Here is an 11,873-nt window from a genome sequence, read left to right as displayed (position 1 = left end):
CACCGACTCCCCCTGACACCGCGAAAAGTATAGCGAACTTCCGCGGCTGACCGGGCGGTCACGGATCACTTCGGAAGCGTCGAGTGGTGCGGTTGGCGCCAGCGGGAAAACGGTCTAGGGATGCCCTGATCTATTCAGCACAGGCGGCATGATGTCCAGAAGGTTCGCAGGCGGCAGTGCGTGGCGCAGGCAAGGCTGGCCGCCTTGGCAAGCCGCGCGCTGCCGCCTGCGGGCCTTCTGGACATCACCCTTCATCCTTGTTTTCAATCGGTTCGGGCCGGTCATGTCTGCCCACATCTGTGCGGTGCACCGTCTCGACAGGCGGCCAGCCTGCCTTCGCCGGCACGCCACCCAGCTGCAGACAGACATGACCGGTGACGCCTGCGTTGAATAGATCAGGGCATCCCTAGGGCTCAAGGTGTGTTGATGTCCAGCAGTTCCACGTCGAATACCAGCGAGGCGTTCGGCGGAATGTCGTCACCGGCGCCGTTCGCGCCATAGCCGAGCGCAGCCGGGATCAGCAGGGTGCGCTTGCCGCCCACGCGCATGCCGGCCACACCCAGGTCCCAGCCCTCGATCACGTTGCCTGCGCCGAGCACGAACGAGAACGGTTCGCCATGATCGCGCGAGCTGTCGAACTTGCTGCCGTGTTTGTTCCTGGCGCTGTCGTCATACAGCCAGCCGGTGTAGTGCACGGTGACCTTCATGCCGGGCTTGGCTTCGGCGCCGGTGCCGACCGTGGTGTCGATGGTGGTGAGCTTGTCGACATGGCCGGCAGCATGTGCCGGCGGAGCGGCGGTGCAGGCGGCGAGACCGAAAACGGCGAGCAGGGACAGCAACCAGCGCATGGGTGACTCCGTGGCAACGTGGACGAAGCGGCGATTATCCGGCAAACGGGACGCGGCGTCCCGATCGACCCGGCTCAGGCATGCAGATCGATTGCGCCCTGATGCTCGCTGCGCGCCGCCTGCCAGACTTCGCGCGCCGCATCTGCGTTCATCAGCATGATGCCCGCGCCGACGACCATGTCGGGCCAGACCGCATGCGTCATCGCGGTGGCTGCGCCGGCGATCACGATGGCGATGTTCGCGAATACGTCGTTGCGTGCCGACAGAAATGCAGCCCGGGTCAGGCTGCCGCCGTGATGGCGGTAGCGCATCAGCAGCATCGCGCAGCCGAAGTTGACGAGCATCGCGCCGAAGCCGGTAACGGTCAGCGGCAGCGGTGCCGGCGGCGCGGGAAGCTGAAACTTGCTCCACAGCGCCCATAGCGTGGCGAGCGCGGGCACCAGCAGGATGCCGGCCAACCCCATGCCCACGCGCGCTCGAGCTTTCAGGCTCCAGCCGAGCGCGAGCAGGATCAGCAGGTTGACCGAGGCGTCTTCCAGGAAATCGACACTGTCGGCGAACAGCGAGACCGAACCAATCGCCAGCGCCACCGCGAATTCGACGCCGAAATAGCCCAGATTGAGCAGTGCCACGATGCCCACGACGCGGCGCAGCGAGGTGTCATGCGCGGTCGCCGGCATGCCCGTTCAGCTGATCGTTTCGGCGGGTGCCATGCGCCGCAGCGGATCGACGGCGACCGCATCGGCATCGTTCATCACTTGCAACTGGCCATCCTGGATCAGGCACTGCAGGCGCATGCCACGCTGCAGCAACTCGACCAGTTCGGCCACGGTGCCGGCGGGAATGTCGAGCACGGTGAGGTTCCTGTTGCGGTTCAGCGCCGCACCGACCTTGTTCCACCAGATCCCTGCGGCGTTGCCGCCGTAATTGATCACCACGACCTGGCGCGAGCGACCGCAGGCCTTGCGGATGCGTGTCTCGTCGGGCTGGCCGACTTCGATCCACAACTCGATCTCGTCGGTATACGCCTTGCGCCACAGCGCCGGCTCGTCCTCGTCGCTGATGCCCTTGCCGAACTCCAGCCGGTCGTCCGCGTACAGGGCGAACGCCAGCAGCCGGATCATCAGCCGCTCCTCGGTTTCCGAGGGATGCCGCGCCAGGGTCAACGCATGGGTGGCGTAGTAGTGCCGATCCATGTCGCTGACCTGCAGTTCGACCTTGTAGATGGTGGAGTTCAGTGCCATGCGCGGTGCCGTGGGACAACAGCCGCCCATTGTACGCGCTCGCGTTGCCACGGGTTCGGCCCGGGCATGACGCTGCGCGAGCATGCCGCCGCTAGACTGCGGCGATCATGTCCGATTATCCCTTTCGTCGCGACAGCCAGGCCAGCACGGTGCATCTACCGGCGGGCGCGTGGACAAGCGTGCTGGAGGCGCTGTGCGCGCGCTTTCCCGCGATCGGTCGCGAGCAATGGCTGGACCGGATTGCGCGCGGCCGGGTGCTGGATGGACTGGGAGTGGCGATCGTCGCCGACTCCCGCTATCGCGAAGGGATGCGCATCCACTACTACCGCGAAGTCGAGGACGAGACGGAGATACCGTTCACCGAAACCGTGTTGCACGTCGACGAGCATCTGGTGGTGGCCGACAAGCCACACTTCCTGCCGGTGACGCCGGCCGGCGGCTTTGTCGAGCAGACCTTGTTGCGGTGCCTGATCCGGCGTCTGGACAACCCGCAACTGGTGCCATTGCACCGGATCGATCGGGCCACGGCAGGGCTGGTGCTGTTTTCGGCCAACCCGGCCAGTCGCGCGGCCTACCAGGCGCTGTTCCGCGAGCGCCGGATTGAGAAGCGATACGAGGCGTTGGCGGCGCCGTTGCCCGGGCTGGCGTTCCCGTTATGGCGACGCTCGCGCATCGTTCGCGGCGAGCCGTTCTTCCGCATGTGCGAGAGCGCGGGTGAGCCCAATAGCGAAACCTGCATCGACGTTATCGAACGTGGCGCTACGTACTGGCGCTACGCGCTGCAGCCCGTGACCGGACGCAAGCACCAGTTGCGCGTGCACATGGCGGCACTGGGGGCGGCTATCCTGCATGACCGCTGCTATCCCGTGCTGGCGGATACAGCTCCGGATGATTATCGGCGACCACTGAAATTGCTGGCGCAACAGTTGGCGTTCGTCGACCCGTTGTCGGGCGAATCACGTTGCTTCACCAGTGGGTTCACGCTGTAAGCGCGCACTGGAGGCGTGATCAGCGTTACCAGTCTAGGTCGATCACCGTGCTGCCGACGGTTAGTGATGTTTGGCTTTTGGTGGCAGGCAGCTCACGACCCCAAGGAGACGGTGACGAACGGCCGGTTTCGGGCAGGCCAGTTTGCGGCTGCGCTGGGGGGCGAACCGTTGAGCACGCAATGTCACATCAGTAGGACGACATTGGCTGCCCAGCGTCGCCGCGCTGCATTCGCAGGGCGGAATCGTTGCAGCGAGTCCGAACGACGTGGCCACAGCCAACCAGATTATCGTCGCGTATTACGCTGCGTCGGCCGCTCATGACGTAGCCCGCTATCGCAATCTGTGCACGCACAACTACCTGATTCTGGACAGATGTCGGATCTGCAGCAGGACTGATTTCCGAAATCCGCAACGGACAGGCAATCAAACATTAGCGCTATCTGGAAAGCGCGGTGTTGCACCGGCACGCGCAAGGCTGGCAGGTGTTCCTGCTACATTCGACGAAGCTGGCTCCCGGTTCGAAACACACGGCGGAGTAAATCGCATGCTCACGTCCAAGTTACCCATGCTGCTGGCGGCCCTGGCCACGGGGCTGTCGACGTTCGTGTTCGCACAAAGTGCACCGACGCCGCCCGACGCCGAATTGCGTGCCGCGATGGAATGGGCGTTTCCGCTCAATCCACCACCCGCTGCGCATGCGCCGATGCCGGACATGCACAAGCCGCTGCACGTGCCAGGCAGTGCGCGCACGTACACGCTCGCCGACTATGACCACATGTTCGGCGCGCCGGACTGGTTTCCGCAGGATCATCCGCCGATGCCGCGCATTGTCGCGCGGGGACGCAAGCCGGCGTGGGCCTGCGCGTTCTGCCATCTGCCGACAGGACAAGGCAGGCCGGAGAACGCACCACTGGCGGGACTGCCGGCCGCGTACATCATCGAACAAGTGAAGGCGTTTCGCAGCGGCAAGCGCGTCAGCGGAGGACCGGAAATGGCGCGCTTCATGCCGGCCGAGGCGACCCATGTCACGGATGCGGACCTTAAGCAGGCCGCGGGATACTTTTCCAGTCTGCACTACAAACCATGGACGCAGGTGATCGAAACCGCGACCGTGCCGAAGACGCACATGGTGCACTTTATCCTGGTCGCCGACACCGGCAACGCGCGCGAGCCGATCGGTAATCGCATCATCGAGACGTCCACCGACATCGCACGCACCGAGTTGCGTGACACGCGGTTTGGTTTTGTTGCTTACGTGCCGCCCGGCAGCATCGCGCGCGGTGCGGTGATCGCCTCGAAGGGTGCCGGCGAGGCGCTGCCTTGCGAATCCTGCCACGGTTCCGACCTGCGCGGCGTTGGCAACATCCCGCCGCTCGCGAGTCGCTCGCCGACCTACATCATTCGCGAGCTGATCCTGTTTCGGCTCGGCGGGCGCGCCAACACCGCCGCCGCGCCGATGCAGCAGGAAGCCTCACATCTGTCGTTGAGGGACATGATCGCGGCCGCAGCGTATGCCGCCTCGCGCAAGCCTTGAGGGTCGCTTCAGAGTGGACATCGGCGATGAAAAAGGACAGTTTGCGCGGTATCGGCGCTGGCACTTGCGACGAATGGCGGGAACGGCGTTAGGCTCACTTCATGGCCTGGGGTCGGAGAGTGAATTTGACCCCGTCGCGGCATGTTTTGAACGTCAGCTTTGCGTCATGCAGTTGAAGAGGTCGAACGGCAGGAGTTGGCCGAACTGAGACATCGGTTGCTCTGGGAAACCCCGCTCGAAGCTGGATCTGTCACTCCTGGCCCTTCCGCTTTCGCCGCCGCGCAGCGGTGGCGTACCGAGTGCGGGCCAGGATGGCCCGCTGCTCTACCCGGGGCCCCTGTGCGGCGGTGAGTCGGGGTCGACAGGCCGCGCAGCGGGAGTCGACAGGAGGTCGACTCCTTTTCGCCAGCACAGGGACGTGCTGTCGAAAAGCCAGGCCCCGGCTCACGGACTTGCCGCCCATGGATGGGCGGTAAGCGCCAAGCGGGGTGGCCTTCTCTGTTGATTACTTATCTCTTGGCCACGCAAGAGATAAGTAACTCGCGCGCCGAGGGCGCACGAAAGCCCTTGATTTATGCGTCATCAGACAACCACAGCTTGGATTACAACGCACCCTGTGTGCGATTGCCTTTTTTTGCTGCAAGCCAAGAGCATCGCGCACAGGTGCGCTCCTACAGGAGGTGGCATCGAAGAGGTTCCGGGGTTGCCGCTTCGCAAACGCAAGCCACGCAGCGTCGCGCAGGCCCATCACTCGGTCGGCGTCTTGTCCATGTACCGGCACAAATCGCGGATCACGCAATGCGGACAATCCGGCTTGCGCGCCTTGCACACATAACGCCCATGCAGGATCAGCCAGTGATGGGCGTCCTGGCGGAACTCCGCCGGGATCACCTTGAGCAGCTTGTCCTCCACCGTGCGCACATCCTTGCCCGGCGCCAGCCCGGTGCGGTTGGCGACGCGGAAGATATGCGTGTCCACCGCGATGGTCGGTTCGCCGAAAGCGGTATTGAGCACCACGTTGGCGGTCTTGCGGCCCACGCCGGGCAGCGCCTCCAGTGCCTCGCGGCTGCGCGGCACTTCGCCGCCGTGACGATCCAGCAGCTGTCCGCACAGCGCGATCACGTTCTTCGCCTTGGCGTTGAACAGGCCGATCGTGCTGATGTAGCGCTTCAGGCCATCCTCGCCCAGGTCGAGGATCGCCTGCGGCGTGTTCGCCACGGGATAGAGCTTGCGGGTGGCCTTGTTCACGCCCACATCGGTAGCTTGCGCCGACAGCACCACCGCCACCAGCAGTTCGAACGGGCTGGTGTACAGAAGTTCGGTGGTGGGGTGCGGGTCGAGTTCGCGCAGCCGCGTGAACAGCTCGATCACGTCGGCGCGTTTCATGATTTCGGTGCCTGTTGTTTCGCCCTAGCGCGGGCCAGTGCCTCCAGTACCGGGTTGCGCTGCGCGCCGCTGTCGACGGAGGCCTTGCGTGCAGCCAGCTCGGCTTCGCGCGCGGCGTGTTCACGCGCCAGGCGGGCTTCGCGACGCTGGAAATGCGCGCGCGCGGCATCGGTATGAGCGTCGTCGATCTGTGCGGCAGGCATCGGTATCAGTTCGATGCAGTCGACCGGACAGGCCGGCACGCACAACTCGCAGCCGGTGCAGTCGTCGGCAAGCACGGTATGCATCAGCTTCGAGGCACCGACGATCGCATCGACCGGGCAGGCCTGGATGCACTTGGTGCAGCCGATGCAGTCCGCCTCGACGATGCGTGCCAGTGTGCGTGGCTTCTCCGTGCCGTGTGCGGGGTTCAGCGGCAATACCGGTCGTTGCAGCAGCTTGGCCAGCTTCTCGATGCCTGCCGCGCCGCCGGGCGGGCACTGGTTGATCGGCGCTTCGCCATCGGCGATCGCCGCGGCGTATGGGCGGCAGCCGTGATAACCGCACTGTTCGCATTGCGTCTGCGGCAGCAGCGCATCGATCTGCGCCGCCAGCGTGGAAGGTTCGGTGGCCATATGTGCCATATTGTGGCGCAATCCGGTCCGGCATCGACGGCTTGAACTGGCGCGGTTCGCCATTACGTGATGTCACACGGGACCGGATGGCACGGCCGATATCGGCGATCCGGCACGATCAACAAGGAAAGCATGCATGCCCATCAACGACTGCACTATCGCCACACTCGACGATGACGCCAAGCCGGTGCCGCCGGAAAAGCGTCCGCAGCAGATCGAGGAGCGCCTGTTCAAGGCGCGCACCATCCTCATCTACGGCGGCATCGACCAGAAGCTGGCCGAGCGCGTCACCGCGCGCATGCTGGCGCTGCAGTACGAAAGCGACGACCCGATCACCATCTTCATCAACAGCCAGGGTGGCCACGTCGAGTCCGGCGACACCATCTACGACATGATCAAGTTCGTGAAGCCGGAAGTGAAGATCGTCGGTACCGGCTGGGTGGCCAGTGCCGGCGCCCTGATCTATGCCGCGGTCAAGCGCGAAAACCGCTTCAGCCTGCCCAACACGCGCTTCCTGCTGCACCAGCCCTCGGGCGGCGCCGGTGGCTCGGCCAGCGAGATCGAGATCCATGCGCGCGAGATCATCCGCATGCGCAAGCGCCTCAACGAGATCTTCGCGCGGGAAACCGGGCAGACCTACGAGCGCATCGCCAAGGACACCGAGCGCGATTACTGGATGTCGGCCGAGGATGCCAAGGCTTACGGCCTCGTCGGCAGGATCATTGCCAGCGCCGCGGAACTGGGCTGATCGTTCCGGCTTTTGCCATGTCGGCAAACAGGCTCGGCAGACGGAGAACAAAGGATGTCGAAATTGTCTGTGGCGGTTGCGCCGAAGGTCACGATGATCTTCGGCTTGTCGCTGGTGGGGGCCGTGGCGATTGCTTCGCCGCCGAAGGCCTCAATGTCCTGCACGGCGAGCCGTTTCGACAAGGTGGCTTCGTTGGCGCAGGCGGCCCGGGCGATTGTCTGCGATGCGGCCAATCGGCGATTGCTGATCGTCGGCGACTACCACGGCAGCAACGAGATTCCCGATTTCGTGGCGCAACTGGTGAGCGATGCCTCCGCACAGCGGCCGGTCAGGCTTGGCTTGGAAATGGAAACGTTCGAGAAGAAGCCCATTCAGACTTACATGGCTTCACATGGCACGGTGGCCGATCGTGCCGCCCTCTTGCATGATGGTTTCTGGGCGGTAGGGCAGGGGCGCATGAGTAAAGCCATCGTGCGGCTTATCGAAAGTGTGCGGAAGCTGCGCGAACAAGGCCGCGATGTGGACGTGTTCACCACGGTCACTGACTATCCGGGCGATGCTGCGATCAAGCAGGCTGGCGGTGACGATGCCTATCGCAGTACTGCGATGGCACAGATCATCCATGGCGAAGTCCAGCAAGGAGCGGCGGATCATCTGGTTATTGCATTCATGGGTAATGCGCACAGTGCTTTTACAGGTCCCGCACGCGGCAAGGACGCCACGGTGACAGAGCGCTTGCTGGCGGATGCCCCTTACCTAGTGAACCTCGATTTGCATGGCGGCTCGGCATGGAATTGCCAATCCGATGGCTGCGGTCCGCATGAGCTGGCGGAAAAGGCCATGCCTGTCGAGGGTACGAGTCTGCTCCGCAAGGCTCAAGGCCAGTCCGGGGAGCCCACGCAGGTATGGCTGCAGTTCCCGCCAATGACGTCGTCGCCACCTGCGAAAGAGAAAACGCCGAAGGCCTGACCCGGGCGCGGGTCATTCAATGCCAAGCGGCCATCGCTGCTGATTACCGAACCGTGGCCCCTGGTGTCGCACCTTGATCGGCGTCGAGCAGGAACAAATCGCTGCCGCCGTCCCCGGCTGACAAGATCATGCCTTCGGACAGGCCGAAGCGCATCTTGCGGGGAGCGAGGTTGGCGATGAACACCACGTTGCGACCGAGCAGCTTGTCCGGTTCGCCGTAGGCGGCGCGGATGCCGGAGAAGATCTGGCGCTTGCCCAGCGGACCGGCGTCCAGCTCGAAGCGCAGCAGCTTGTCGGAGCCTTCGACGAATTCGCAGGCGATGACCTTGCCGATGCGCAGGTCGAGCCTGGCGAAGTCATCGATGCCGATGGTGGCGGGAGTCGAGACTGGGGAGTCGGGATTCGGAGTGGCAGGCTTGGCGCTGTCGTTCATGGACTTTTTCTTCTTGTCGGCAACGGGAGCATCGGCGGGGGCGCCGAGTGATTCCTTCGAGGCTTCGACCATCGCCTCGATGCGCTTGGGGTCGATGCGGGCCAGCAGCGGTTCGAAGGCATGGACGGTGTGGCCGTGGAGTTCGCGGCGGGCGTCATCGAAGCTGGCGATCGGTGCGGCGAGAAACTGTTCGGCGGCGGCCACGGTGGTCGGCAGCACCGGCTTGAGCAGGCCCGACAACAGGCGAAACCCGTGCAGGGCCAGCGTGCAGACCTGCTGCAGCTCGCCACGGCGATTTTCGTCCTTGGCGATCACCCACGGCGCCTTAGCCGCGATATAGCCGTTGACCAGGTCGGCGATGCTGACGAAGCGACGGGTGACTTCGGCGAACTCGCCCGCCTCGTACAACTGGTCGACGCCGTCGTAGTGCGACAGCAGGGTCTGCCACAACGCGCCTTCCTCGGCCTCGAAGCGATCAGCCAGCTTGCCGTCGAAAAACTTCTGCACGAAGCCGGCGGTGCGGCTGGCGATGTTCACCCACTTGCCGATCAGGTGCGAGTTGATGCGTTCCTCGAATGCCTTGAGGTCGAGGTCCACGTCCACCGGCGCATCGCTCAGCATGGTGGTGAAGTAGTAGCGCAGGAACTCGGGATCGATGCCGGCGTCGAGATAGGTGCGCGCCTGGATGAAGGTGCCACGCGACTTCGACATCTTGGCGCCGTTCACCGTGAGGTAGCCGTTGACGTGCAGTGCGGTCGGCGTGCGCATGCCGGCGCCGTGCAGCATCGCCGGCCAGAACAGGCCGTGGAAATTGATGATGTCCTTGCCGATGAAGTGATGCATCTCGGCGATGCTGTCGGCGCCAAGGAAGTCGTCGAACTTCAGCGTCGAGCCGGGCTGGTCGCATAGCGCCTTGAAGCTGGCCAGGTAACCGACTGGCGCGTCCAGCCAGACATAGAAGAACTTGCCGGGCGCGTCGGGAATCGGAAAACCGAAGTAAGGCGCATCGCGCGAGATGTCCCAGTCCTTCAGGCCGCCGTCCAGCCATTCGCGCAGCTTGGCCGCCACGCCGCTGTTCGCCACCGGCTTGCCATGAGTGAACTTGCCCGCGAACCAGTCGCGCAGCAGCGGCTCGAACTTCGACAGCTCGAAGAAGTAGTGTTCGGAATCGCGCAGCACCGGCGTGGCGCCGGACATCACCGAGTACGGGTCGATCAGGTCAGTGGGCGCGTAGGTGGCGCCGCAGTTCTCGCAATTGTCACCGTACTGGTCCGGCGTCTTGCACACCGGGCACGTCCCCTTGATGTAGCGGTCCGGCAGGAACATCTGCTTTTCCGGATCGAACAGCTGCTTGATGGTGCGCTTGGCGATATACCCGCCATCGCGCAGTCGGGTATAGATCAGCGAGGCCAGCTCGCGGTTCTCGTCCGAATGGGTGGTGTGGTAGTGGTCGAAGCTGAAATGGAAGTCCGCGAAGTCGGCCTCATGCCTGGCGCGGATGTCCGCGATGAACGCTTCCGGCGTCATGCCAGCCTTCTCGGCGGCCAGCATGATCGGCGTGCCGTGCGCGTCGTCCGCCGCCACGAAATGCACCTCGTTGCCCATCATCCGCTGCGCGCGCACCCAGATGTCGGCCTGGATGTAGCCCAGCATGTGGCCCAGGTGCAGCGGACCATTGGCATAGGGCAGGGCGTGGGTGACGAGCAGGCGGCGACTCATGGTGGACAGGCACTCCGGAATGACTGCTGATTATGGCATGCGTGCATGCAGGCGACCGTATGCCGAGGCGTCGGTCCCGGCGGATGTGAGGCGGCTGTGCCGGTGTCGAGGCGCAATGCCGACCTTCGAAAGCGATGCCTTCTACATTGCACGTTTTATCTTGTTTATATACACTTGTGCACGTTTTGAAATCTGGTCCGGAACAATGAATGTGCTGAGTGGGTCCGTACCGGCGGGAAGGCAAGAGCTGGTCATGGCCACCCGCGCCACCCGCTGGATCTTCCTGGTGTCCGGCGTCGGTATGGCCAGTTGGGCGCCGATGGTGCCGGAGGTCAAGGCACGGCTGGGACTGGACGACGCGAGTCTTGGTCTGGTGCTGCTGGCTTTTGGTGGTGGATCGATGCTGTCGATGCCGCTGGTCGGCGTGCTGGCGCATCGCTATGGCAACTGCAGGGTGATCAGCGTGGCCGGGCTGCTGTTGTGCCTGGCGATTCCCGTGCTCGCGATCGTGCCGAATGTGCTGACGCTTGCCGCCACGCTGCTGTACTTCGGCGCGATGCTTGGCGCGGTGGATGTGGCGATGAACGCGCATGCGGTTGAAGTGGAACGGCGCGACGGTCGCGCGTTGATGTCGGGCTTCCACGGGCTTTTCAGTATCGGTGGCCTGGTGGGCGCCGCGCTCATGAGCGCGTTGCTGGCGTTGGGTTTGCCCCTGTCGATCGACGCCGTGGCGATCGCGCTGCTGTTGGCGTTGATCGTGCTCAGTCAGCGCGGCAACCTGCTTTCTCATGTCGACGATGGGGCCAAACAGCCAATCAGGTTCCGTCCGCCCCGTGGCCTGGTGCTGCTGCTTGGTGTGCTGTGCTTCGTCAGTTTCCTGGCCGAGGGTTCGATGCTCGACTGGAGCGCCGTGCTGCTGCGTGACTTCCGCGGCTTCTCCGCGGCATCCGCCGGCATCGGCTATGCGTGCTTTTCGGTAGCCATGGCGGCTGGCCGCCTTGCCGGCGACTGGGTGATCGCGCGGCTGGGGCCGGTATGGACGGTACGCGTCGGTGCCAGCCTGGCGGCGGCAGGGTTCCTGCTGGCAGCCATGGCGCCGTGGTCGCCGGCTTCGTTGCTCGGCTTCGTATTGATCGGCCTGGGCGCGTCGAACATCGTGCCGGTGATGTTCAGTGCAGCTGGCCGCTTGCCGGGCAGCGCGCCCGCGATTTCGATTGCTACGGTGACCACGCTGGGCTATGCCGGCCTGCTCAGCGGCCCGGCATTGATCGGCTTCGTGGCCCATGCCAGTAACCTGCCAATGGCTTTGGGCGTGGTCGCCGGCATGCTGTTGCTGGTCGCCGGCGCGGCACCCATCGTGCGGCGTTGAGTGCGGCGTTGAAAGAACTT

General features: G+C 64.3%; 11 protein-coding genes. 5 read left to right on the top strand and 6 right to left on the bottom strand.

Annotation, left to right across the window (positions count from 1 at the left end; translation table 11 throughout):
- Window positions 1-413: 413 nt before the first annotated feature.
- The 3 genes from B0E47_RS14635 to B0E47_RS14625 all read right to left on the bottom strand — a co-directional run bounded on the left by B0E47_RS14635 (window position 414) and on the right by B0E47_RS14625 (window position 2,092).
- Window positions 414-848, bottom strand: coding sequence for an FKBP-type peptidyl-prolyl cis-trans isomerase (locus B0E47_RS14635; RefSeq protein ID WP_077515011.1), 435 nt, complete (start codon window positions 846-848; stop codon window positions 414-416).
- Between the two features lie 74 nt (window positions 849-922).
- A complete protein-coding gene (locus B0E47_RS14630; protein WP_077515010.1) occupies window positions 923-1,528 on the bottom strand; it encodes a cation transporter in 606 nt (201 codons plus the stop codon).
- A 6-nt stretch (window positions 1,529-1,534) separates the two neighbouring features.
- Window positions 1,535-2,092, bottom strand: coding sequence for a YaeQ family protein (locus tag B0E47_RS14625; protein ID WP_077515009.1), 558 nt, complete (start codon window positions 2,090-2,092; stop codon window positions 1,535-1,537).
- A 107-nt stretch (window positions 2,093-2,199) separates the two neighbouring features.
- Here B0E47_RS14625 and B0E47_RS14620 point away from each other — a divergent pair, with 107 nt between their 5' ends.
- On the top strand, window positions 2,200-3,081 hold the full coding sequence (locus B0E47_RS14620; protein WP_077515008.1) for a pseudouridine synthase: 882 nt from the start codon (window positions 2,200-2,202) through the stop codon (window positions 3,079-3,081).
- A gap of 265 nt (window positions 3,082-3,346) precedes the next feature.
- Window positions 3,347-4,615: a hypothetical protein gene (locus B0E47_RS14615; protein ID WP_139351476.1), complete on the top strand. Its 1,269-nt coding sequence runs from the start codon at window positions 3,347-3,349 to the stop codon at window positions 4,613-4,615.
- 747 nt (window positions 4,616-5,362) lie between these two features.
- Here B0E47_RS14615 and nth read toward each other — a convergent pair.
- Together nth and B0E47_RS14605 are read right to left on the bottom strand one after the other, a co-directional pair.
- Window positions 5,363-6,001, bottom strand: a complete 639-nt coding sequence (gene nth / locus B0E47_RS14610; protein WP_077515006.1) for an endonuclease III — start codon at window positions 5,999-6,001, stop codon at window positions 5,363-5,365.
- The gene (locus B0E47_RS14605; protein ID WP_254422951.1) at window positions 5,998-6,615 is read right to left on the bottom strand and encodes an RnfABCDGE type electron transport complex subunit B; all 618 of its coding nucleotides are present in this window, start codon (window positions 6,613-6,615) and stop codon (window positions 5,998-6,000) included. Before B0E47_RS14605 ends, nth begins: the two co-directional genes overlap by 4 nt.
- A 136-nt stretch (window positions 6,616-6,751) precedes the next feature.
- Here B0E47_RS14605 and B0E47_RS14600 point away from each other — a divergent pair, with 136 nt between their 5' ends.
- Window positions 6,752-7,363: an ATP-dependent Clp protease proteolytic subunit gene (locus B0E47_RS14600; protein WP_077515004.1), complete on the top strand. Its 612-nt coding sequence runs from the start codon at window positions 6,752-6,754 to the stop codon at window positions 7,361-7,363.
- A 54-nt stretch (window positions 7,364-7,417) separates the two neighbouring features.
- Window positions 7,418-8,332, top strand: coding sequence for a hypothetical protein (locus tag B0E47_RS14595; RefSeq protein ID WP_077515003.1), 915 nt, complete (start codon window positions 7,418-7,420; stop codon window positions 8,330-8,332).
- Between the two features lie 43 nt (window positions 8,333-8,375).
- Here B0E47_RS14595 and metG read toward each other — a convergent pair whose 3' ends face one another.
- Window positions 8,376-10,484: a methionine--tRNA ligase gene (gene metG / locus B0E47_RS14590; RefSeq protein ID WP_077515002.1), complete on the bottom strand. Its 2,109-nt coding sequence runs from the start codon at window positions 10,482-10,484 to the stop codon at window positions 8,376-8,378.
- Between the two features lie 253 nt (window positions 10,485-10,737).
- Between metG and B0E47_RS14585 the strand changes: the two genes are divergently transcribed.
- Entirely contained in the window at window positions 10,738-11,853 is a 1,116-nt protein-coding gene (locus tag B0E47_RS14585; protein WP_168171077.1) for an MFS transporter, read from the top strand.
- The last annotated feature ends 20 nt before the right edge of the window (window positions 11,854-11,873 follow it).

The organism is Rhodanobacter sp. B05 (assembly GCF_002001085.1).
Lineage (GTDB): Bacteria > Pseudomonadota > Gammaproteobacteria > Xanthomonadales > Rhodanobacteraceae > Rhodanobacter.
The sequence above is the reverse complement of the archived record's forward strand: the minus strand, read 5'-3'. Positions and strand labels throughout refer to the sequence as shown.

Bases quoted from the DNA above. Each gene is read 5' to 3' on its own strand.
- B0E47_RS14635 (WP_077515011.1), bottom strand. From the start codon at position 848: ATGCGCTGGTTGCTGTCCCTGCTCGCCGTTTTCGGTCTCGCCGCCTGC.
- B0E47_RS14630 (WP_077515010.1), bottom strand. From the start codon at position 1,528: ATGCCGGCGACCGCGCATGACACCTCGCTGCGCCGCGTCGTGGGCATC.
- B0E47_RS14625 (WP_077515009.1), bottom strand. From the start codon at position 2,092: ATGGCACTGAACTCCACCATCTACAAGGTCGAACTGCAGGTCAGCGAC.
- B0E47_RS14620 (WP_077515008.1), top strand. From the start codon at position 2,200: ATGTCCGATTATCCCTTTCGTCGCGACAGCCAGGCCAGCACGGTGCAT.
- nth (WP_077515006.1), bottom strand. From the start codon at position 6,001: ATGAAACGCGCCGACGTGATCGAGCTGTTCACGCGGCTGCGCGAACTC.
- B0E47_RS14605 (WP_254422951.1), bottom strand. From the start codon at position 6,615: ATGGCCACCGAACCTTCCACGCTGGCGGCGCAGATCGATGCGCTGCTG.
- B0E47_RS14600 (WP_077515004.1), top strand. From the start codon at position 6,752: ATGCCCATCAACGACTGCACTATCGCCACACTCGACGATGACGCCAAG.
- B0E47_RS14595 (WP_077515003.1), top strand. From the start codon at position 7,418: ATGTCGAAATTGTCTGTGGCGGTTGCGCCGAAGGTCACGATGATCTTC.
- metG (WP_077515002.1), bottom strand. From the start codon at position 10,484: ATGAGTCGCCGCCTGCTCGTCACCCACGCCCTGCCCTATGCCAATGGT.
- B0E47_RS14585 (WP_168171077.1), top strand. From the start codon at position 10,738: ATGGCCACCCGCGCCACCCGCTGGATCTTCCTGGTGTCCGGCGTCGGT.